Raw genomic sequence first — 22,062 nt, forward strand, 5'->3', positions numbered from 1 at the left:
CTTAAGGTTTGTTCGAAATCGGCACATGGGAGGCTTGGTACCCCGTGCTTGTCCGCAGCAAACGAGGATTGAAATGGCACAGCTCAACGTCGCGCGTGAACCTTCGATGGATGAAATCCTGGCATCCATTCGCAAGATCATCGAGAACAACGAGCCTGGCCCGGCTGGATCGTCCCTCCACCAAACCTTCGAGGACGCAGCCGAAGATGAGATCGAACTGACGATCGATTCGGAAATCGAAGCTGCGGCTTTTGGCCCTTCGGAAGAGCCCCTGCCGGCGGCAAGTTCGACGTCCGCCGCGCCAGGCGGCGCGACGACGGGCGGTTCACGCATGGATGCCCCGGCCTCGCCGCCGTCACCGCTTTCGCTCGCCGATGTTGCGGCGAGGGTGAGGGCGGCTTCTGAGCGTCACGCGGTCAATCACTTTTCGAGGGAGCAGCCGGAAACGGAGCAGGCGGATTCGTCCCCCACTGGCCCGGCAGTCACCTCCCGAATTGCGGCCGTTTCCGCTACGACAAGCGCGGCGACGACCGTGGCAGCTGAGAGTCCGATGAGCGGCGTCCCGCTGCGCAATGTCGCGCCGGCGCCGATCACCGCCGAGCCGCCGACCGCCTCGCATTCAGCGCCCGCGGAAGAGCCGCCGGAAGTCGATGACCTGGCTAGCGCGATTGTCTCCCCGGCCGTTAGCCGGCAAGTGGCGCGCGCCTTCGACGATCTGGCCCATGCGGTCGAGAACGGACCGAAGCGTTCCTTCGATGAGATTGCCGAGGCGATGCTGCGCCCGATGTTGCAGGAATGGTTGGACGACAACCTGCCGACGCTGGTTGAAAGGCTGGTGCGCGAGGAAATCGAACGCGTCGCACGCGGACCTCGGCGCTAACGCCGCCCGCAGCTATGCCGCCTTCGGCTCGAGTCGGCGACTCGAGCACGGTCCGGGTTAGGTCTGCGCTCCATTGACATGACCCGGCGATCGGTGCCCTGATGTCGGCCGTGGCGATCGTGAATTAACTGATCCCATTTCGTCCGGCGCTGCTAAGATGAGGCCGGCTTCGTAACCGCCGCGGCTTTTTTCCCGTTTGTGTTGACTTGCGCAGGGCCTTCCGGTTTACAAACGCTGACATCAATCTCCAAAAAATCGGCCAAAGAATGCTTGATAAGACCTACGATTCCGCATCCGTCGACCCGCGCATCGCCAAGAAGTGGGACGAAGAAAACGCGTTTCGTGCAGGCGCGGGCGCCAAACCCGGCGCAGAGACCTTCTGCATTGTGATCCCGCCGCCGAATGTTACCGGCTCGCTGCACATGGGCCATGCGCTCAACAACACGTTGCAGGACGTACTGGTGCGGTTCGAGCGCATGCGCGGCAAGGATGTGCTCTGGCAGCCGGGCATGGACCATGCCGGCATCGCCACGCAGATGGTCGTCGAACGGAAGCTGATGGAAGTCCAGCAGCATCGTCGGCAGATGGGCCGTGAATCCTTCATCGAAAAGGTCTGGGAATGGAAGGCCGAGTCCGGGGGCCAGATTTTCAACCAGTTGAAACGGCTCGGCGCCTCCTGCGACTGGTCGCGCGAGCGCTTCACGATGGATGAGGGCCTTTCCGAGGCCGTCATCGAGGTGTTTGTCAGCCTCTACAAGGAAGGCCTGATCTATCGCGACAAGCGCCTGGTCAACTGGGATCCGAAGCTGCAGACGGCGATTTCGGATATCGAGGTCGAGCAGGTCGAAGTCAACGGCCATCTTTGGCACCTGCGGTATCCGCTCGAAGAGGGTGTCACATATGAGCATCCCATTGCCTTCGACGAGGACGGCAATGCCACCGAGTGGGAGACTCGCGATTATTTGGTCGTAGCCACGACGCGTCCGGAAACGATGCTCGGCGATACCGGCGTCGCGGTACACCCGGATGATGCACGCTACAAAGGGATCGTCGGCAAGCATGTCATCCTGCCGATCGTCGGCCGCCGTATTCCGATCGTCGCGGATGAATATCCCGACCCGACGACCGGCACCGGTGCTGTGAAGATGACCCCCGCCCATGACTTCAACGACTTCGAGGTCGGCAAACGCCGGGGGCTTCGTCAGGTAAACGTCCTGACGGTGGATGGCCGGATCACGATCAAGAACAACGACGATTTCCTTGAAGGACTCGATCATCCCGCAGCGCTGCACGGCGCCTGGGATCAGTTGGAGGGCAAGGACCGGTTTGAAGCGCGCCGGCTGATCGTCGAGATACTTGAAGCCGCGGGTCTCGTCGACCACATCGAGCCGCACAAACATGTGGTTCCGCATGGCGACCGCGGCGGCGTGCCGATCGAGCCGCGCCTGACGGAGCAATGGTACGTCGACGCCAAGACGCTGGCGAAGCCTGCGATTGCATCCGTCCGGGAAGGCCGGACCACATTCGTCCCGAAGAGCTGGGAAAAGACCTACTTCGAATGGATGGAGAACATCCAACCCTGGTGCATCTCGCGCCAGCTCTGGTGGGGCCATCAGATCCCCGCCTGGTACGGACCCGATGGCCAGATCTTCGTCGAAAGAACCGAGGAGGAGGCGCTGCATGCGGCCATCCAGCACTATCTCGCGCATGAAGGGCCGATGAAGGCCTACGTCGAAGACTTGCTCGAAAACTTCAAGCCGGGCGAGATCCTGACGCGCGAAGAGGATGTTCTCGACACCTGGTTCTCCTCGGCGCTCTGGCCGTTCTCCACGCTTGGCTGGCCGAAGGAGACGCCGGAACTCGAAAAGTATTATCAGACCGATGTTCTGGTTACGGGCTTCGACATCATCTTCTTCTGGGTCGCCCGCATGATGATGATGGGCCTTCATTTCATGAAGGACGCGGATGGTACGCCGGTTGAGCCGTTCCACACGGTCTATGTCCACGCGCTCGTTCGCGACAAGAACGGGCAGAAGATGTCGAAGTCCAAGGGCAACGTCATCGATCCGCTGGAGCTGATGGACGAATATGGGGCCGACGCATTGCGCTTCACGCTCGCGATCATGGCGGCCCAAGGGCGTGACGTTAAGCTCGACCCGGCCCGCATCGCCGGCTACCGCAATTTCGGCACGAAGCTCTGGAACGCCACGCGCTTCGCCGAGATGAACGGTGCTACGAGCAGCGAGGGCTTCATTCCCGAAGCCGCATCGCTGACGATCAACCGCTGGATCCTGACGGAGCTGTCGCGCACCATTCGCGACGTGACCGAGGCGATCGAGAGCTATCGCTTCAATGAAGCGGCTGGAAGCCTCTATCGATTCATATGGAACCAGTTCTGTGACTGGTATCTCGAGCTGTTGAAGCCGGTCTTCAACGGAGAGGACGAGGCGGCCAAACGTGAATCGCAGGCCTGTGTCGCTTATGTGCTGGACGATATCTATAAGCTGCTCCACCCGTTCATGCCGTTCATGACCGAGGAACTTTGGGAAAAGACGGGCGGTCCGGGCCGAGAGCGCGAGCTGCTCCTCTGCCACACGGAATGGCCGGCCGCCTTCTACGCGGACGACGCGGCCGCGGACGAGATCAACTGGTTGATCGATCTCGTCTCGGGTATCCGCTCGGTTCGTGCGGAGATGAACGTCCCGCCGGCGGCAATGGCGCCGCTGGTGATCGTCGGAGCGAAAGGCCTGACGAGCGAGCGGCTCGACCGGCACGTCTCGGCGATCAAGCGCCTGGCGAGGGTGGAGAGCGTCGAGCACGCGGCGGCAGCGCCGCGCGGCAGCGCCCAGATCGTCGTCGGCGAGGCGACGGCCTGCCTTCCGCTCGGCAACCTGATCGATCTTGCGGCGGAGAAGTCGCGCCTCGAAAAGGCGATTGCGAAGGTGGAGGTCGAGCGCGAGCGAATCCTTGGCAAGCTCGCCAACGAAAAGTTCGTCGCGAATGCGAAGCCCGAACTGGTCGAGGCCGAGCGCGAGCGGCTCGTCGAACTCGATCTGCAGAGGGACTCGCTTGGGACCGCTCTCAGCCGCGTATCGGAAGCAAGCTGAACGACTGCAACCACTCGAAGAGGTGCAATCCGCGGTAGAGATGCCGCGGATTTTTCTATTGTTCTTACAGTTTTTGAGTCGACGCTCCTTGCAGTGACCGGCGCGACAATACACGCATGGGTTTTGCCGGGAGGTTTTTCAACGGCGCAGGCAGCGGTTCGGTGGCAAAAAGGGATGTTGTTGTTCTGACGTCACACTTTGTTGAAGTTACAGAATATTTTTCTTCATGATGGCGGAATTCTACTGCACAATAGGAATATCTTTCCAAGTCTTGTCGAATTGTGGCTATATCTTGGATTTCTTACGTAAATTTGGTGACCGCTTTCGTCCAGTTAGGCCTCCGTCTGGCCGTTTGCCATTTCACGCAATCGTGAGGATACTTACCTCAAGCGCGACACGGGGTGGAATCGTCGCATCCTGAAATGCAGGGGAGGAGCTTAATGGCTCATGGTGGACTGAAAAAGGGCGTTCTGGTTGCGGTTGCCGGAATGCTCGTGGCGTCGGCTGCGCAAGCGGGAGGACTTGAGCGCAGCGGCTATAATATCGATCTTCTATTCGATCCGTCAGACTATGCGGCCGAGGCGACGGCGACCTACGTCAATCCGCAGCGTGAGCTGAAGAATGTTCGGGACACGGATCCCACCACGGCCTTGGCACCTGTGGGGTCTCCTGCTTTCGGCCCCGGTGGCGGCGACTTGACCGGTCGTCCAGATCGTGTCGATGACACAGAGGGTTATTGGGCACCCCGCGTTGGCGTGAAGGCTGCTTTGGGTGACAGTGTTGACTGTATGGCGGACTACTCGCAGCCTTGGGGTGCCCACACCAATCCCGGCCAGAACTGGGCGGGTGCCAATAACAACATCGAAACGAAGGTCGAGAGCGACAACTACGCCGCAACCTGCTCCTACAAATGGCAGATGGGGCCCGGTTTTGCTCGCATCATCGGCGGCGCTTTCTATCAGGAAGTAGGCGGCTTCAAGGAGCGGCTCGTGCAGGACTTCACAGGCACTGGGATTCCTTTGTCTGGTGTCGGCCGGCTCGATCTGGAAGGCGATGGGTGGGGCTGGAGAGCGGGCGTCGCTTACGAAATCCCGGAATACGCAATGCGGGCGAGCCTCGTGTACAACAGTGCCGTGGATCTCGATAATCTCGCCGGCACCATTGATATTAGAAATGTCCGTGGTCCTGCACCCGTCAACTTTTATGGCGTGTCCGGCTTCGCATCCATGCCCGACTCACTCGAGTTGAAGTTTCAGTCGGGGATCGCCCCGGGTTGGCTGGCTTTCGGTTCGGTTAAATGGACGGACTGGAGCCAGCTTCAGGTGCTGGAATTTTGCCCCGCCGGCGGCGGAACTCTTGCGCAGCCCTGCACAACGCTCGATCTCCTTTATCGCGACGGCTGGACAATTACCGGCGGTGTAGGCCACAAGTTCAACGAACAGTGGAGCGGCGCGGTCAGCCTTACCTGGGACCGAGGCACGAGTCACGGATACGGAACACAAACGGACACGTGGCTGCTTGGCACCGGCGTTTCCTACACGCCGACGCAGAACGTCGAAATTCGCCTCGCTGGCAGCACCGGCATCATGACGAGCGGCAGTTCGGGACCGGTCAATTTCAATGGTCAAGTGATTGGCGGTGACGTTTCCTACGACTTCGACAATGACTTCGTCGGGGCGATCTCGACATCGCTAAAAGTCAGATTCTGATCAGCGCAATCGACTGCTCAAGGCCCGGTCTTTGCCGGGCCTTTCTTTTGCGGTCGAGGTCAGGCGGCTGCGTTTATAAGCGGTTGTGAATGTGACGATTCAGCAACACATTTCTTGCTATGGTTTGCTAGTATCCGGGCGGGTTCGATTATGTCCATTTCCCGCCACAAAATGAGAGCAGCGATTATAGCGACAAAATGTCGTCGAGTTCCGTGCCCGCGTTTGAGGTGAAGCGAGTTTGTGTGCCGTCATGACATCCCTAAGCAATTGGCAGAGCGCGCGCAGCCGGGGCGAGCCGGTCGCGCGAAAGCTGACCCGCGCGCCGCGAGACATTCGCGGCGGGGATGAACGGCCGGCGTCGTTCCGCGGGACGCCGCGTACCGCACGGGTTGATGTTTGCAGCGATGTTGGATCCGGCATGGCCGGCCGGGACGAAAGAAACTGATTATTATGCGCGCGGGTGAGTTCAAGTCGCTGAGAGTTGCGGTTCTGGGTATGTCGCTAGCCGTGGGCGCAACCGCTGCCGGGCCGGCTCGAGCCTTCGATCCAGGGGCTGGCGTCACCAAAGAGTCCGGGCCCTTCGCCCTCTTCAAGTTCGGCTTTTCCGCGTACAAGAACGGCAGGAAGGATGAGGCGGTCGAGGCGTACCGCTATGCCGCCGAAAAGGGGCATACAGGCTCCCGCTGGGCGCTGGCCAACATGTACGCCTATGGCGATGGCGTCGCGGAGAACGACCTCGAAGCCTTCAAGATCTATAGCGAAATTGCTCAACAGGGTGTCGAGCCGGGTTCGGAAGACACGGGATATTTCGTCAACGCGCTCATCTCGCTTGCGGGCTATTATCGGCGCGGCATTCCCGACAGTCCCGTGCAGGTGAATCTGCCGCAGGCGCGGCAATTGTATTTCCAGGCGGCGTCGACGTTCGGCGTCGCGGAGGCACAATTCCAACTCGCGCGTATGCTGCTTTCCGGCGAAGGCGGCGCCGTTAATGTCCAGCAGGCCAAGAAATGGCTGAACCGCGCACGCAAGAACGGTCACGCGGGCGCCATGGGCGTCTTCGGTAACGTCCTCTTTCAGGAGGGGCAGACTGTTCGCGGCCTGGCTTACATGACGGCAGCGCTCGACCAGTGTTCGCCAAAGGACAGGCCTTGGCTGCAAGCAATGCAGGAGCAGGCCTTCTCGCTCGCCACCGAAGACGACCGCCGGGTCGCGATTGCGATGTCGCAAAACATGCATCTTCAGGCAGACGATGATTGATCCGCCCGGCCCGCCGATCCGGTAGGCTCGTGCCGTTCTCTGCCTATGCCGGCTCGAACTTGAATGCGGCCGTTACCGGCACGTGGTCGGAGGGCTTCTCCCAGGACCGGACGTGTTTCTCGATCGCGATCGAGACGAGCTTATCGGCGGCCTCCGGCGACAGCATCAGGTGGTCGATGCGGATCCCGAAATTCTTCTGCCAGCAGCCAGCCTGATAGTCCCAAAACGAATAGAGCGGTACCTCGTCCGAGGCGGCGCGAACGGCATCCGTGAAGCCGAGGTTGCGCAGGCGCCGGAAGGCGGCGCGCGTTTCGGGCAGGAATAGCGCATCATTCTGCCAGACTTTGACGTCCCAGCAGTCGTGCGCTTCCGGAATGACGTTGTAGTCGCCGGCCAGGATGAGCGGCTCCTCGAGCAGCAGCCTTTGTTCGGCAAAAGCAGTGAGGCGCTGCATCCAGCCAAGCTTGTAGGTGTATTTCTCCGTCGCCACCGGGTTGCCGTTCGGCAGGTAAAGACAGCAGACGCGGATCGCTCCCCCGTTCACGGAGAACACACCTTCGATGAAGCGGGACTGCTCGTCGGAGTCATCCCCCGGCAATCCGCGATTGACCTCGTCGGGCCTGATCTTGGAGAGCAGGGCGACGCCGTTGAAGCCTTTCTGACCGTGGGTTTCCACGTGGTAGCCAAGCGCCTCGATTTCGAAGCGCGGAAACGCCTCATCGACGGACTTGATCTCCTGCAGACAGGCGATATCCGGATTGGATTCCCTGAGCCAGGCGACGAGACTGTCGACCCGCGCCTTGACGCCGTTGATGTTCCAGGTGGCGATCTTCATTGGGCAGCCTTGCCTCTCATGACGGTTGAGTCTCTGCAATCGGTTCGTTCTAGCGGCTAGAAATTCTTTTGACAAATCCGCGACCTGGCACTCGCGGCGGTGACCATGCCGTGGGCTTGCCGGCCCGTTTTCCGCTACTTTTCCGCGGCCGATGGACTTCGCGGCAGCCGAATTGATTCCGCTCGCGGTCCGTCTATAGTCCCGCGCATGATCGCGTTCATCGAGAGTTACTGGCCGCATTTTCTGGCTCTGCTGTCGTTCGCCTTGGGCGTTCCGGCAATCATCCATGCAGCGATGACGAAAGACGATGTGCGTGCGGCCGCCGGCTGGGTCGGGGTCGTCCTCCTCTCGCCGGTCATCGGCGCGCTCATCTACGCGGTAGCGGGCATCAACCGGATGCGCCGCTCGTCCATCGGCCTGCAGCGCTCGCTGCTGCGATCGACCGAGCGCGACCCGTTCGGGCGTTTCGATATCACGCATGACCAGGTGATTGCCCGTTTCGGACAGCGATTCGCGGCGATGAAGATGCTCGGGGATCGGGTTGCGCGCTTTACGATGTCGACGGGAAATCAGATCGTCATGCTCGAAGGCGGCGACGACGTCTACGCGGCGATGCTCGACGAGATCTTCGCCGCGCGCCGCAGCATCCTTATCGAAAGCTATATCTTCGACCGTGATCCAATCGGCCTGCGATTTGCGGATGCGCTGATCGCCGCCGTCAAACGCGGCGTCAGCGTGCGCGTTCTCATCGACGCTGTCGGGGCGCGCTACTCGGTACCGAGCATTGTCGGCTATCTGAAGGAAGGGGGGGTGCCGACTGCCGTCTTCAACGGCAACATTATCATGGGCCTGAGATTGCCCTATGCCAATCTCAGGACCCACCGCAAGATCATGGTGGTCGATGGTGCGGTGGCCTTCGCCGGCGGGATGAACATTCGGGCCGGTTTTTCTGCCGAACTCGCGGGTACTGCAGCTTCCTTTGACACCCATTTCCGTGTGACCGGACCTGTCGTCGCGGACATCTTCCAGGTCGCGGCGGAGGACTGGCAGTTTTCGAGCGATGAGGTGCTGACGGGTGACGCCTGGCGGCTCGCCGACCTCCCGGAGAAGCCGGAGGTGCCGTCGGTGTTGATGCGCGCCGTTCCGTCGGGCCCCGACAATACCAACGAGACGAACCACAAGATGCTGATGGGGGCCTTCTCGGTCGCGCGAAAGCATATCCGACTGATGTCGCCCTATTTCCTACCCGACAAGGAATTGGTCAGCGCGTTGGTGACGGCGGCGAGGAAGGGAGTCGAGGTGGATATCATCGTCCCTGCCGTCAACAACCTGACGCTCGTCGATCGCGCGATGACAGCGCAGTTCGATCAGGTGCTGAAAGGCCACTGCCGGGTCTGGCGGGCAAAGGGCGCCTTCAACCATTCGAAGCTGATGGTTGTCGATGATCGCTGGGCCTATGTCGGTTCGACCAATCTCGATCCGCGTTCTCTGCGCCTCAATTTCGAGTTCGATCTCGAAATACTCGACAATGGATTCGCGCGCACAATCAGCGACAAAATCTGGGCCATTCGCGCAACCGCCGAAGAGGTGACGCTCGCCGGCCTTCGAGCGGAACCCCTCGCAAACCGGCTGGCAAATCGCCTGCTCTGGCTTGGTTCGCCTTATCTTTAGGAAAAGAATAACGCCGCGGCGGACTACAGCGGCGTGCGTCTTTTCAGACGCACAAAGGACGCTGCAGCAGTTTGAATTGCTGCATGTTTTTGTCCTCATATCGGCTACGATTTAAGGAAAACATTCAGTAGGCGGCGCGGCGATACTCGTCAGATCGAAAAACTTGTGCCGCAGCCACAGCTTGCGACCGCATTCGGATTCTTGATCTGAAAGGACTGGCCGAGCAGGTTGTCCACGAAGTCGATTTCCGAGCCGCCCATGTAGACGAGCGAAAGACTGTCGATCAGGACTTTGGCATTGCCCTTTTCCAGAACGAGGTCGTCCTCGTTTTCCTGGTCAACCAGATCGAACTTATAGGAGAAGCCGGAGCAACCGCCGCCCTCGACGGAAACGCGCATGGCGCTCTTGTCTTTTTCCGCCTGGAGAATCGCGGCAATGCGTTTGGCCGCCGCATCCGAGAGGGTCACTGTTTCCTGCATCGTCTTTGCCTCCTGCCGGGGTCAAGAACCGGAGAGATTCGTTTTCGTCTTGGCGTTACAATCGCACGGAGTGAGAGGCGAGCGTCGGTATTTCCGCCAATTCATTGTTCTTTCGCAATGATCTAGGCGGCATGCCGTCGCCGCTTTCCTGTAGCGCATACTATAGGTATGAAGGCTTGAATGCCCCGTCAATGGGGCGACCTTCAGGTGTGACATGACATTCGACAGAAAGGCCCTCGGCTTCGGTTACGGCGAACATGCCGCTTTTGCTTCGGACCCGTGGGCTTCGCGCGGCAGGCTCTATCCCGAGGCATCGAGCCCGACCCGATCCGATTTTCAGCGCGACCGCGACCGCATCGTCCACACGACCGCGTTCCGCCGGTTGAAGCACAAGACCCAGGTGTTCATCGCCGCCGACGGAGACCACTACCGGACGCGGCTCACGCATACGATCGAGGTTGCCCAGATTGCTCGTGCTCTGGCGCGGGCGCTGAAGCTTGACGAGGATCTTGCGGAGGGCGTCGCGCTCGTGCACGATTTCGGCCACACGCCCTTCGGGCACACCGGCGAGGATGCGCTGCACGAGGTGCTGAAGCCCTATGGCGGCTTCGATCACAATGCCCAGTCGCTGAGGATCGTCACCAAGCTGGAGCGGCGTTATGCTGAATTCGACGGGCTGAACCTGACATGGGAAAGCCTCGAGGGCCTCGTGAAACACAATGGCCCGCTGGTGGCCGCGGACGGGCAGGGCACGCGCGGTCCGGTTCCGCAGCCGATCCTCGACTACTGTGCTATCCACGACCTCGAGCTCGCAAGTTTTGCCAGTCTGGAGGCTCAGGTTGCCGCAATAGCTGACGATATCGCTTATAATACCCATGATATCGACGACGGATTACGGGCGGGCTACCTCACCTTCGATATGCTGGAAGAGGTCCCGTTTCTCGCCAGGCTGATGCGCGAGGTCCGCGATCGCTATCCGGGCTTGGAAAGGAGTCGCTTTACGCATGAGATCATGCGGCGGCAGATCACTGCGATGGTCGAGGACGTGATCGGCGTAGCGCAGGCGCGTCTTCGTGAAATCCGCCCTCGGAGCGTTGGCGACGTTCGGGGCGCCGGCAAGATCATCGCAACCTTCTCCGAGGCGATGAGCGAGACGGACCGGCAAATCAAGAACCTGCTGATGACGCGTATCTATCGACATCCGGAGGTTATGCGCGTGCGGCAGGCAGCGGCATCGATCGTGACGGATCTCTATCTGGCTTTCATGGCCGATCCGTTGCTCATGAAAGAGCATTACTGGATCGATCAGATCGCCGGCATGGCCGAGCCGGCCCGCGCACGCCATGTCGGAGATTATCTTGCCGGGATGACGGACACTTTCGCGATAAGCGTGCACAGGCGCTTGTTTGACCATACGCCTGATTTGCGCTAGTGACGCCCCGCGCGGAGGCTAGAGGTTCACGATGAACCCGGCCTCCTTTTGAATTTGCGCCATTCTCCAGTGTGGCTGGGAAAGCGGACGGATCAGATGAATCTTTTCACAGACTTCGAATCAAGAATTAAGAACATTCTGGAATCGGTTGATATCGTTCGTGAAAAGCGATCTGATCTCGATTTTGGGCGGATCAATGTCGAGCCGCCCCGCGATGCGAGCCACGGCGATGTGGCGACCAACGCGGCAATGGTTCTGGCGAAGCCGCTGGGCATGAACCCGCGCGCGTTTGCCGACCTGATCGTCGAGAAGCTGCGGCAGGAGCCTGAGGTGGCTGAGGTTTCCGTCGCCGGGCCGGGGTTCATCAATGTCCGCCTCTCGGTGGGCTACTGGCAGAAGCTTCTGTCGGCAATAGCGCGGGCAGGGACCGATTTCGGCCGCAGCACCGTGGGCGCCGGGCGGAAAGTGAACGTCGAATATGTCTCGGCCAATCCGACGGGGCCGATGCATGTCGGCCATTGCCGCGGCGCAGTCGTCGGCGACGCGCTCGCCAACCTCCTGGCCTTTGCGGGCTACGACGTGACGAAGGAATACTACATCAATGATGCCGGTTCGCAGATCGACGTGCTCGCCCGGTCGGCGTTCCTGCGCTACCGCCAGGCGCTCGGCGAGGAGATCGGTGAGATTCCGGCCGGGCTCTATCCCGGCGACTATCTCGTGCCTGTCGGCGAGGCGCTCGCCGACGAATTCGGCACGAGCCTCAGGATCATGCCGGACGAGAAGTGGATGCCGCTCGTCAAGGAGCGTGTGATCGACGCGATGATGGCGATGATCCGTGAAGATCTGGCGGCGCTCAACGTCAACCATGATGTCTTCTTTTCCGAGCGGACGCTGCACGACAACGGCGCGGCGCCAATCCGCACCGCGATTAACGACCTGACCTTCAAGGGTCATGTCTATAAGGGCACGCTGCCGCCCCCGAAGGGGCAGCTGCCGGAGGATTGGGAAGACCGCGAGCAGACGCTCTTTCGCTCGACCGAAGTGGGCGACGACATCGATCGCCCGCTGATCAAGTCCGATGGGAGCTATACTTACTTTGCTGCCGACGTTGCTTACTTCAAGGACAAGTTCGACCGTGGTTTCCACGAAATGATCTATGTCCTCGGCGCCGACCACGGCGGTTACGTCAAGCGCCTGGAGGCGCTGGCACGCGCGATCTCCGGCGGCACAGCGAAGCTGACTGCCTTGCTTTGCCAGCTTGTGAAGCTCTACCGTAATGGCGAGCCCGTGAAGATGTCCAAGCGCTCGGGTGATTTCGTGACCTTGCGCGATGTGGTCGACGAAGTCGGTCGCGATCCCGTGCGGTTCATGATGCTTTACCGCAAGAACTCGGAGCCGCTGGACTTCGACTTTGCCAAGGTGACGGAGCAATCGAAGGATAATCCGGTCTTCTACGTACAATATGCCCATGCGCGTTGCCGGTCCGTGTTCCGCCAGGCGGCGGAGGCGTTTCCCGATGTTGATTTGTCCTCGGTCGATTTTGCCGGCGCAGTGATGGGTACGATTGTGGACCCTGCGGAAATACAGCTCGTCGCCAAACTGGCAGAATATCCGCGCGTGGTCGAGGCGGCAGCACTCTCGCAGGAGCCTCATCGAATCGCTTTTTACCTGTATGATCTTGCAGCGGTCTTCCACGGACTCTGGAACAAAGGTAAAGAAAATCCGGAATTACGGTTTGTTAACGATAAGAACAGAGAATTAAGCATTGCCAGACTCGGGCTGGTGCATGCTGTCGCCTCGGTATTGAAGTCAGGCCTGTCGATAACAGGCACCTCGGCACCGGAAGAGATGCGGTAGGTAGTGTCACCATTTCCCCACAATGCACTGGCAATTCAACGCAGGCAGTTGTGAGTGGAGAGTATGGCAGACAAACAATTCGCACGAAGCGGTCCGGCAGAATTCGATACATTGGCCGATGATGATCCGTTGAGCGAACTTGCCCGCATTGTCGGTTACGATGCTCGGCCAGCCGTTCAGCAATTGCAGGAGCTGCAGCGCCACCAGGAGACCATGCGGCGTGAGCCGGCCTTCGATCTCGAGGAGGAACTGCTCCGCGCGTTCGATAGCTACGATTCTCCCCGCGCAGCGCCGGTCCGGCCGGATAGCGGCCTCATCGAGCATCCGTCTGCCGGTATTGCCGAGGAGCCGTCCTCCGAGCGGCCCGTCGAAGCTGCTCCCGCTGTCGAGGACGTTGCCTCAGCCGAACATCGTTCCGCCCCGATCGAGCAAGCGCCTGTCGAGGTGGTTTCGCCTGTGTCGGTTCCCGATCCTTTCGCCGTCGAGGAACAGACCATCGTCGACGAGTCGCAGGCGGTCGAAGCGGCCGACGACCTGGAGCGCGAGCTCGAATTGTCGCTTGGCTATAATTTGCCGCTCGATGCCGCCGAGGGCGAGGTTGCGCAGCCAGCTCCTGAGCCTAAGGTAGACGAGCTTCCCGCTTTCTATGACTGGCAGGAACCGCTATCGTCTAAGCTAGCGGCTGCCGGTAAGCTTGGAGAACAGGCGGCGGAGCCCGTCTACTTCGACATGGCCGCGGATCATGTCTCATCGGTCGACGTGAAACGGTCGGAAGGCGTTGCCGCCACTGAGTCCGCTGCGCCGTCGCAGCCTGCTGCGGCTGCCGTTGGAGACGACGGCCTCCTGGCTGATGTCGAGCGCTTCCCCGTTTCCTTGGCGACCGGCATGATGACCGCCGCGGCTGAACCTGTGGTTCAGGAGCGGGCCGCGCCTGCCGTGAAGAAGAATAACTATCCCTTTACGCCGATGTTCAGTCGCGCGACGCCGGTTGCTTCGCCAACCGGGGTTTCGCCGCAGCGAGCCTTTGCCTCCCCCATGACGGAGCCGGCTGCCGCAAAGGCGGCTGCTGCCCCGGCCGTTCTGCCGGACGTGCCCGAAGTGGTGCCCGCAGCCCCTCAATTCGTAGCGAAGCGAGAGCCGGAAGCCGAGGTCGAGCCGAGCTTCGATATAGAAAACTTCGAACTGGAACTGGCTGACATCGCGCTCGACATTGATTTGGCGGAGGAGGATGCGGAGGAGGCGGCGCCGAGCGTCGCCGAGCAGCCGATCGCATCGCACCCTGCACTTGTTGAGTCGCCCGCGCAGCCGTTCCTGCAGGCGTTGGGCGTGCCGAAAGAGCCGGAATTACGCGCCGATCAGCCCCGGTCATCGGCCCCGGAGGTCGTCGAGGAGCAGCCGACCGAAAGCCCGCTGCCTTTCGATCCGGCCATGATCGGCGAAACGGAAAGCGGCGTGGCGCCGATTGCCGATCTCGATGTTCCGCAATTGCCGGTCCTGGAAGCCGAAGAAAAATCTGTTCCTTACCCGGCCGATTACGATCTCGATATCGACGCTGAAATGGCGCAGCTGTTCGCCACGCCCGCGCCTGCCGCCAAGAGCGGCGCGCACGCCGGCGATGCTGATCTGGCCGCAGCGCCGGCCTCACCGGCCAAGGCCGCGCCCGCTCTCGCTTCGATCGATGATTTCGACGAGTTCGAGAAGGCAATGGAGGAGGACTTCCAGCGCTCGATGGCGGAGCGCCGCGGCACCGTACAGGAGGTCGAACGCATGGCGGCAGCGCCGCGGGCCGATGCCGACGACTATGCCGAGCAGGGCTATGGCCGCCGCTCTCAGCGCACGATGCTCCTGGCCGCGAGCGTTGCCGGCATCATCATTCTTGGTGGAGCCGGCGTTTACGCCTGGATGGGCGGGAGCAACGCAGTGCTTTCCGGCGACGGCCCGAAGATCATCCTTGCGGACAAGGACCCGGTGAAGGTCGTGCCGGAGGAGAAGGGCGGCAAGACCGTGCCCAATCAGGACAAGGCCGTTTACGACCGCGTTGCTGGCGATAAGAACATTGCCCCCTCCCAGGAGGCCCTGGTGTCCTCGACGGAGGAACCGATGGACGTGGTGCAGAGAACGTTGACTCCGGAGACCTTGCCGCTCGAAGGCAGCAACGAAGCCGACGGCTTGGCTGGCGTACCTGCCGCGGATGAGGACGAAGTCGCGCGGCTGCTGCCGGACGGCGATGGCGTCAATGGCGAAGACGCCGAAGCGGCGAAGGGACCTGCCGTCACGCCACGCAAGGTCCGTACTATGATCGTGAAGCCGGACGGCACGCTGGTCCAGCGCGAAGAGCCGGCAGCACAGCCGGAAAGCGTCGCCGTCGCCAGTGCGGAGCCGATCCCGGCACGTGCCTCCGGCGAAGCGGTCGCATCCGGCTCGCAGGGCAAGGCAGCCGCTGCCGACGCCAGTGCCGAATTGCGCGCTGCCGGGCAGCCGGCCGCAGACACGAACGAAGTCGCTCTCTCCGCGACGGAAGACGCGGTGGGCGAGCTTGCCCCCGTTCGCAGCGTCAAGACGACCGCTGTCGGCAACGAGGCGGCGCCACGGCCGCAGACGCGCCCGGCGGGTGAGGCGGGAGCGGGCGCTGTTCAGCGTCCCGCGGAAAGCCAACCTGCAACGCAAACAGCGAGCGCCGAGCAGGTAGCCCCCCTGGCAACGGCTTCGGTTCCGGCCGGAAGCTATGTAATCCAGATCGCGTCGCTCCCCTCGGAGGCCGAAGCGCAGAAGAGCTATAACAATCTCTCGGCGAAGTTCGCGAGCGTCATCGGCGGCCGTGGTGTCGATATTCGCAAGGCGGAGATCGCCGGTAAGGGCACCTATTATCGGGTTCGCATACCGGCTGGTTCGCGTGAAGAGGCGAATGCGCTTTGCTCAAAGTACAAGAGCGCAGGCGGAAGCTGCCTCGTAACCAAGTAGGTTCCGAAAGGTTTCGATCTACGGTCAGGGCGCGGCAGAGATGCCGCGCCTCTTTCATTGCAGATACTTGCCTGTGCATGAGCCGCAAACCGGCGCTTTGTGGCTTCGCGGCGCAGGCCGTGGACACTATGCTTCTCGCATGAGCGAATCAAAAGCATTCATTTCAGGCTGCAAGGGGCTTACGCTGACGGCGGAGGAGCGCAGCTTCTTTGCCGGCGAGCGCCCCTGGGGCTTCATCCTCTTCGCACGCAACATCGGCGAGGAAGAGCAGATCCGTGATCTGGTCGAGAGCCTGCGGGAAAGCATCGGCAACCCGAAGGCGCCGGTGCTGATCGATCAGGAAGGCGGGCGCGTCCAGCGCATCCGCCCGCCGCTCGTGCAGCAATATCCGAGCGGCGCGTCCATCGGCGAGATCTATCGGCGGGACAGCGAAATGGGCCTGCGCGCCGCATGGCTGATGGGCCGTCTTCACGCCTTCGACTTGATGCGTTTCGGCATCACCGTCGATTGTCTGCCGGTTCTGGATGTGCCCGTGCCCGGAAGTCACGATGTAATCGGCAACCGGGCCTATGGCCACGATCCGGCGGCGGTCGCTGCCATCGGCCGCGCGATGAGCGAGGGATTGAAGGCAGGCGGTATGCTGCCGGTCATGAAGCACATGCCCGGCCACGGCCGTACCTTCGTCGACTCGCATCACAGCCTGCCTGTCGTCAGCGCCGATCGGAACGAGTTGGAGAGCAGCGACTTCCTGCCCTTTATTGCCATGAGGGATGAAGTGATGGCCATGTCGGCGCACATGGTTTTCACCGCGATCGACCCGGACAATCCGGCGACGACCTCCGCCAAAGTGGTGCGCGAGATCATTCGCGGTCATATCCGCTTCGACGGCCTTTTGATGTCCGATGACGTGTCGATGAATGCTCTCGCCGGCGACATGGCGACACGCGCGAAGGGTATTATCGCTGCGGGCCTTGATCTCGTCTTGCATTGTCACGGCATAATGCAGGAAATGAAGGCCGTCGCCGACGTCGTGCCGGTGCTTTCCGGCGAGCGGCTGCGCCGGGCGAGGGCGGCCGAAGCCGCGTTCCAGAAACCCGATAGTTCAAACGAAGCCGTATTGCGAACGGAGTTCAATGCGATGTTCGCCCTGGCATAAAGCGGCCGCGTGCCGCTATAAGCCGACAGGGTTTGAGGCGGCGGCGCCGCGCTGAAAGGATAGTGGTGACGAGTTCGGGCGAGAGGCAGGGAGAAGCTGTGACGAAGGCGCCGCTGGAGCCTTTGTGGCAGGACGAGTCCGCCGATCGTGGATTGCACGAGGAAGAACTCGTCGTTGACATTGCAGGCTTTGAAGGACCCCTCGATCTGCTTCTGCATCTCGCCCGCAGCCAGCGCGTCGATCTTTCCCGCATCTCGGTCCTGGCGCTTGCGGAGCAATATATCGCCTTCATCGAACGGGCGCGGTCCATTCGCATCGAGCTTGCCGCCGATTACCTCGTCATGGCGGCGTGGCTCGCCTACCTTAAATCACGCCTGCTGATCCCGCAGCAGACCAAGGATGAGGGGCCGTCGGGCGAGGAGATGGCCTCAGCGCTCGCATTCCGATTGAAGCGGCTGGAGGCAATGCGCGATGCTGCGACGAGGTTGGTCAACAGGAACCGCCTCGGCCGCGACATCTTCGCGCGCGGAGCGCCCGAGCACATCGTCGCAGAGAAGAGATCCGGTTATGACGCCTCGCTTTACGACCTGCTGACGGCCTATGCCACGCTCAGGCAGCGTCAGGCGATAACGCAGGTGACGATCGAAAAGCGCCACGTCTGGTCGCTCGCCGACGCGCGGCTGATCCTGGCGAGGATGGTCGGAAGCCTCGATGATTGGACTGCACTCGACCATTTTCTGGTCCGGTACATGACGAGCCCGAAGGAGCGCGCGACGGCGATTGCGAGTTCCTTTGCCGCGTCGCTCGAAATGGTGCGAGAGGGAAGATTGGAAATCCGTCAGGAGGGCGCCTTCGCGCCTATCTACCTCAAGCGTGGGCCAAGACCGTTCGATGCGGCAACCCTGGCGGAGATGGAGGCAGCGCGTGGCTGAAGCGCAGAGATACTTGCCCGGGTTGCCGGAAGAGGAAGACGAGATCGACGACGTCGCGTTCGATCCCCGGCTCGAACTGGAGGCGGAGCGGATCGCCGAAGCGCTCGTCTTTGCGTCGGCTCAACCCGTTTCCGAAGCCTATATCGCCAGTCGTCTCCCACACGGTGTCGACGTCGGACGGATCATGTCGCGGCTGAAGGGTCTCTATGCGAGCCGCGGCGTCAACCTGGTCCAGGTCGCGGATCACTGGGCCTTCCGGACGTCCGCCGATCTCTCCTTCGTCGTCCAGACGGACGAGCAGGAGGTAAAGAAACTCTCTCGCGCGGCGCTCGAAGTGCTGGCGATCATCGCGTATCATCAACCGGTGACGCGCGCCGAGATCGAGGACATACGCGGCGTGCAGACCTCGAAAGGCACCCTTGACGTGCTGATGGAGGCGGGCTGGGTCCGATTCCGAGGGCGGAGGCGGACGCCGGGGCGGCCAGTGACGTTCGGAACGACCAGGGACTTCCTCGACCATTTCGGCCTCGAGGAAATCCGCGATCTTCCGGGTATCGAGGAATTGAAGGGTGCCGGCCTCCTGTCCGGTCGTGTACCCTCGAGCCTGCATATCCCGGTTCCCGTCGGCGAGGACGAGCTTTCCGACAACGAGGACCCCATTACCCAGATGGACCTTGAGGAGCTGGGCCTCTTGACACCGAAGGCTGAAGAAGACGATTACAAATCCTGAGTAGGGTTATCGGCTTTAAAGCGCGCCGATGTGGGCGAGGCTGCCGAACGTCTTCGGGTCAAGGAATGCAGGGTATGGTTTCAGACTCGCTCAACGGCACCGTCACGACGACGAGAAGGCCGGGCGTGTCCTTCGCGGCAAGCCTGGCATTCGAGAACATTAGCCACCGCTATCATTCCAAGGAGACGATCAAGGGCGTCACGCTAAAGGCGGAGGCGGGTGAAGTACTCTGTCTGCTTGGCCCATCCGGCTCCGGCAAGACAACCTTGTTGCGGATCGCCGCCGGCATAGAGCTGCAGACTGGGGGACGGCTGCTCCTGAACGGGCGGGAGATTTCGGGACCGTCCGTCTTTCTCCCGCCGGAGAAGCGCGGCGTCGGCCTCATGTTTCAGGACTTCGCGCTCTTCCCGCACATGACAATCCGGGACAATGTCTCCTTCGGCTTAACGGATCTGCCGAAGAAGGAAGCGTCGATCCAGGCGGATGCGGCGCTGGAGCGCGTCGGGCTCCTGCATTACGCCGACCGCTATCCTCACGTGCTGTCGGGCGGCGAGCAGCAGCGAGTGGCGCTTGCCCGTGCGCTCGCCCCACGGCCCGCAGTGCTTTTGATGGACGAGCCCTTCTCTGGCCTCGATTCCCGCCTGAAGGATTCGATCCGCGCCGACACGCTGGCCATCCTGCGGGAGACGCGGGCGACCGCCATCGTCGTGACCCATGACGCCGAGGAGGCGATGCGGATGGCGGATCGGATCGCGCTTCTGAAAGACGGCCGTCTTGTTCAGGTCGGTACGGCGGACGAACTCTATCGTAAGCCATGCGACCTCTTTGCTGCCGGCTTCTTTTCGGAGATAAACGTCTTCGACGTCCGTGTACGCGGCGGCCGCGTCGAAACACCCTTGGGCGTGGTTCCGGCCGGGCGCTACGCCGAGGGGCAGGCCCTCAGCGTGGCGGTCCGGCTTTCAGGCGTTCAGCTCGAGGAGGAGGGCGGTGATATTCCCGCCCGCATCGTCTCCCGCCGCTTTCTCGGCGTCGTCGAGCTTCTGGAACTCGCCGTGCCGCAATCCGAGCGCACGGTAAGGGCTCGCATCCGCGCCGATCTGTTGCCGCAAGGATTGCGTGACGTCACGCTTTCCGTTAACGAGCGCGACATATTGGTGTTTGAAAAAGACGCCTCGACAGCTTAAGTACCGTCATAATGAGGTCGTGCTTCCGGGCGCGCCTGAAAAATGACAACGTGATGGCTTTAAATCGATAAAGCCTCGAGGGAGTAAGTGAATGGGTTCCTTTAGCATCTGGCACTGGCTGATCGTCCTGGTGGTCGTGCTGCTTTTGTTTGGCCGCGGCAAGATCCCGGAACTGATGGGCGACGTTGCCAAGGGCATCAAGAACTTCAAGAAGGGCATGACCGACGACGATGCCGCGGCCGCCGACAAGGCGATCGACGGCAAGACCGTCGAACACAAGTCCGACGAAGTCCGCTAACGATCGGAAGTTGGCGGATCGGGTGCGGGGTGGGCGCCCGGTGAGTACTGCGGGTTTGTAGGGCGCGTCGGATGCTTGATATCGGCTGGACCGAGCTTGTTGTTATCGCAATCGTCTTGATTGTCGTCGTTGGGCCGAAGGACCTTCCGCCGATGTTGCGGGCTTTTGGGCGGATGACGTCTAAGATGCGCGGCATGGCTGCGGATTTCCGGCGGCAGTTCGACGAAGCATTGCGTGAAGCCGACCTCGACGAGGTGCGCAAGACGATCAGCGACGCGCAAAGCCTTAATCCGACGACTGCGCTACGCGATGCGATGAACCCGCTGCGACAGCTCGGAAACGAAATCAAGTCCGATCTGCAAAAGGCGACAACGCCTGAAAAGCCGCCGGAGCCGGTAGCGCCCGAGCCGATCGTCGAACCGGCGAAGGCCGAGGCTCCCGTCGAAACGGCGGCGAAGCCGGTGGATACGGTCGCAGCCGCGGCGATAAGCTCGGCATCGAGGCAGATGGACCGCGCCGCCGATGCATCGAAGGCGGGCGAGACGAAGGCCCCCGCGAAACCTAGGGCGGCAGCGTCAAAGAAGCCAGCGGCTGCAGCCTCAGGCACGAAGAAGGCGGCGGTCGGCGCGGCGCCAAAAAAAACGGCAGCGGCGAAGGCCGTGAGCGTAGGGCCAGCCGAGGGCAAGCCGAAGACGCGGGCTGCCTCACGCAAGAAGGGTGACGCATGAGCGGCGATATCGAAGACCGGCCGCAGCCGCTTATCGAGCACCTGATCGAGCTGCGCACGCGGCTGATGTGGGCGGTGGGGGCATTCTTCGTGGCCTTCCTAGTCTGCTTCTATTTTGCCAAGCAGTTGTTCAACTTCCTGGTCCTGCCGTTCAAGTGGGCGGTGAGCTGGGCGGGGCTCAGCCACCGCAATGTCGAGCTTATCTACACCGCGCCGCAGGAGTTCTTCTTCACGCAGATCAAGGTCGCCATGTTCGGCGCGCTGGTGATCGCATTTCCCGTGATCGCCTCTCAGATCTACAAGTTCGTCGCGCCCGGACTCTACAAGAACGAGCGTGCGGCCTTCCTGCCGTTTCTGATTGCCTCGCCTATTCTGTTTCTGCTCGGCGGTGCGCTCGTCTATTTCTTCTTCACACCCATGGTCATGTGGTTTTTCCTCGCCATGGAGCAGGGCGGCGGCGAGGGACAGGTAGCGATCCAGCTCCTGCCGAAGGTCTCGGAATATCTGAGCCTGATCATGTCGCTCGTCTTCGCCTTCGGCCTCGTCTTCCAATTGCCGGTGGTCACCACGCTCCTGGCGCGGGTCGGCTTCGTTACCTCTGAGGGGCTCGCAGAGAAGCGCAAATATGCGATCGTCATCGCCTTCGTTGTCGCCGCAGTCCTGACGCCGCCCGATCCCGTTTCCCAGATCGGCCTTGCGCTGCCAGCCATCCTTCTCTACGAAATTTCAATCTATACGGCGCGACTCGTCGAAAAGCGACAGGCCGCCGAGGCCCTCGCACGCGAAGCCGCCTCCGCACAGGAAGGCTCCTCCGAGACAGTGGGCCCGGCCAAGGGCTGATCTTCCG

The 22,062-nt window shown here is 61.5% G+C and carries 17 protein-coding genes; 15 read left to right on the forward strand and 2 right to left on the reverse strand.

Annotated elements, in window-relative coordinates:
* Window positions 1–73 precede the first annotated feature (73 nt).
* The 4 genes from AYK65_RS07520 to exoR all read left to right on the forward strand — a co-directional run bounded on the left by AYK65_RS07520 (window position 74) and on the right by exoR (window position 6,953).
* A complete protein-coding gene (locus tag AYK65_RS07520) occupies window positions 74–880 on the forward strand; it encodes a PopZ family protein (protein WP_046118230.1) in 807 nt (268 codons plus the stop codon).
* Between the two features lie 266 nt (window positions 881–1,146).
* Window positions 1,147–3,987 carry a valine--tRNA ligase gene (locus AYK65_RS07525; protein WP_081158117.1) on the forward strand — a complete coding sequence of 947 codons (2,841 nt, stop codon included), beginning with the start codon at window positions 1,147–1,149 and terminating at the stop codon, window positions 3,985–3,987.
* Between the two features lie 440 nt (window positions 3,988–4,427).
* Window positions 4,428–5,696 carry an OmpP1/FadL family transporter gene (locus tag AYK65_RS07530; protein ID WP_046118228.1) on the forward strand — a complete coding sequence of 423 codons (1,269 nt, stop codon included), beginning with the start codon at window positions 4,428–4,430 and terminating at the stop codon, window positions 5,694–5,696.
* 450 nt (window positions 5,697–6,146) lie between these two features.
* The gene (gene exoR, locus AYK65_RS07535) at window positions 6,147–6,953 is read left to right on the forward strand and encodes a two-component system ChvIG regulator ExoR (RefSeq protein ID WP_046118227.1); all 807 of its coding nucleotides are present in this window, start codon (window positions 6,147–6,149) and stop codon (window positions 6,951–6,953) included.
* Between the two features lie 43 nt (window positions 6,954–6,996).
* On the opposite strand, the gene xth is transcribed toward exoR, so the two are convergent.
* Window positions 6,997–7,788, reverse strand: a complete 792-nt coding sequence (gene xth / locus AYK65_RS07540; RefSeq protein ID WP_026614243.1) for an exodeoxyribonuclease III — start codon at window positions 7,786–7,788, stop codon at window positions 6,997–6,999.
* A gap of 207 nt (window positions 7,789–7,995) precedes the next feature.
* Here xth and AYK65_RS07545 point away from each other — a divergent pair, with 207 nt between their 5' ends.
* Window positions 7,996–9,459 (forward strand): phospholipase D-like domain-containing protein, encoded by a 1,464-nt coding sequence (locus AYK65_RS07545; RefSeq protein ID WP_046118226.1) that lies wholly within the window; start codon window positions 7,996–7,998, stop codon window positions 9,457–9,459.
* A gap of 149 nt (window positions 9,460–9,608) precedes the next feature.
* Here the strand turns inward: AYK65_RS07545 and erpA are convergent, their stop codons facing one another.
* The gene (gene erpA / locus AYK65_RS07550; protein WP_026614241.1) at window positions 9,609–9,938 is read right to left on the reverse strand and encodes an iron-sulfur cluster insertion protein ErpA; all 330 of its coding nucleotides are present in this window, start codon (window positions 9,936–9,938) and stop codon (window positions 9,609–9,611) included.
* Window positions 9,939–10,152: 214 nt separating this feature from the next.
* On the opposite strand from erpA, the gene AYK65_RS07555 reads away from it, so the two are divergent.
* The 10 genes from AYK65_RS07555 to tatC all read left to right on the forward strand — a co-directional run bounded on the left by AYK65_RS07555 (window position 10,153) and on the right by tatC (window position 22,055).
* Window positions 10,153–11,370 (forward strand): deoxyguanosinetriphosphate triphosphohydrolase, encoded by a 1,218-nt coding sequence (locus AYK65_RS07555; protein WP_026614240.1) that lies wholly within the window; start codon window positions 10,153–10,155, stop codon window positions 11,368–11,370.
* 96 nt (window positions 11,371–11,466) lie between these two features.
* The gene (gene argS / locus AYK65_RS07560; protein WP_046118225.1) at window positions 11,467–13,227 is read left to right on the forward strand and encodes an arginine--tRNA ligase; all 1,761 of its coding nucleotides are present in this window, start codon (window positions 11,467–11,469) and stop codon (window positions 13,225–13,227) included.
* A gap of 63 nt (window positions 13,228–13,290) precedes the next feature.
* Window positions 13,291–16,188, forward strand: a complete 2,898-nt coding sequence (locus tag AYK65_RS07565) for an SPOR domain-containing protein (RefSeq protein ID WP_081158118.1) — start codon at window positions 13,291–13,293, stop codon at window positions 16,186–16,188.
* A gap of 139 nt (window positions 16,189–16,327) precedes the next feature.
* Window positions 16,328–17,344 carry a beta-N-acetylhexosaminidase gene (gene nagZ / locus AYK65_RS07570; protein WP_081158119.1) on the forward strand — a complete coding sequence of 339 codons (1,017 nt, stop codon included), beginning with the start codon at window positions 16,328–16,330 and terminating at the stop codon, window positions 17,342–17,344.
* A gap of 65 nt (window positions 17,345–17,409) precedes the next feature.
* Window positions 17,410–18,276: a segregation and condensation protein A gene (locus AYK65_RS07575; protein ID WP_026614236.1), complete on the forward strand. Its 867-nt coding sequence runs from the start codon at window positions 17,410–17,412 to the stop codon at window positions 18,274–18,276.
* A complete protein-coding gene (gene scpB / locus AYK65_RS07580) occupies window positions 18,269–19,006 on the forward strand; it encodes an SMC-Scp complex subunit ScpB (protein WP_026614235.1) in 738 nt (245 codons plus the stop codon). The genes AYK65_RS07575 and scpB overlap by 8 nt, the downstream gene beginning before the upstream one ends.
* A 74-nt stretch (window positions 19,007–19,080) precedes the next feature.
* A complete protein-coding gene (locus AYK65_RS07585; protein WP_026614234.1) occupies window positions 19,081–20,190 on the forward strand; it encodes an ABC transporter ATP-binding protein in 1,110 nt (369 codons plus the stop codon).
* A gap of 91 nt (window positions 20,191–20,281) precedes the next feature.
* Window positions 20,282–20,488: a twin-arginine translocase TatA/TatE family subunit gene (locus AYK65_RS07590; protein ID WP_026614233.1), complete on the forward strand. Its 207-nt coding sequence runs from the start codon at window positions 20,282–20,284 to the stop codon at window positions 20,486–20,488.
* Window positions 20,489–20,559: 71 nt separating this feature from the next.
* Complete coding sequence (gene tatB / locus AYK65_RS07595; RefSeq protein WP_046118223.1) at window positions 20,560–21,216, forward strand: Sec-independent protein translocase protein TatB; 657 nt, start codon at window positions 20,560–20,562, stop codon at window positions 21,214–21,216.
* A complete protein-coding gene (tatC, locus tag AYK65_RS07600; RefSeq protein ID WP_026614231.1) occupies window positions 21,213–22,055 on the forward strand; it encodes a twin-arginine translocase subunit TatC in 843 nt (280 codons plus the stop codon). The genes tatB and tatC overlap by 4 nt, the downstream gene beginning before the upstream one ends.
* Window positions 22,056–22,062 lie beyond the last annotated feature (7 nt).

It is taken from the genome of Ensifer aridi (assembly GCF_002078505.1).
Lineage (GTDB): Bacteria > Pseudomonadota > Alphaproteobacteria > Rhizobiales > Rhizobiaceae > Sinorhizobium > Sinorhizobium aridi.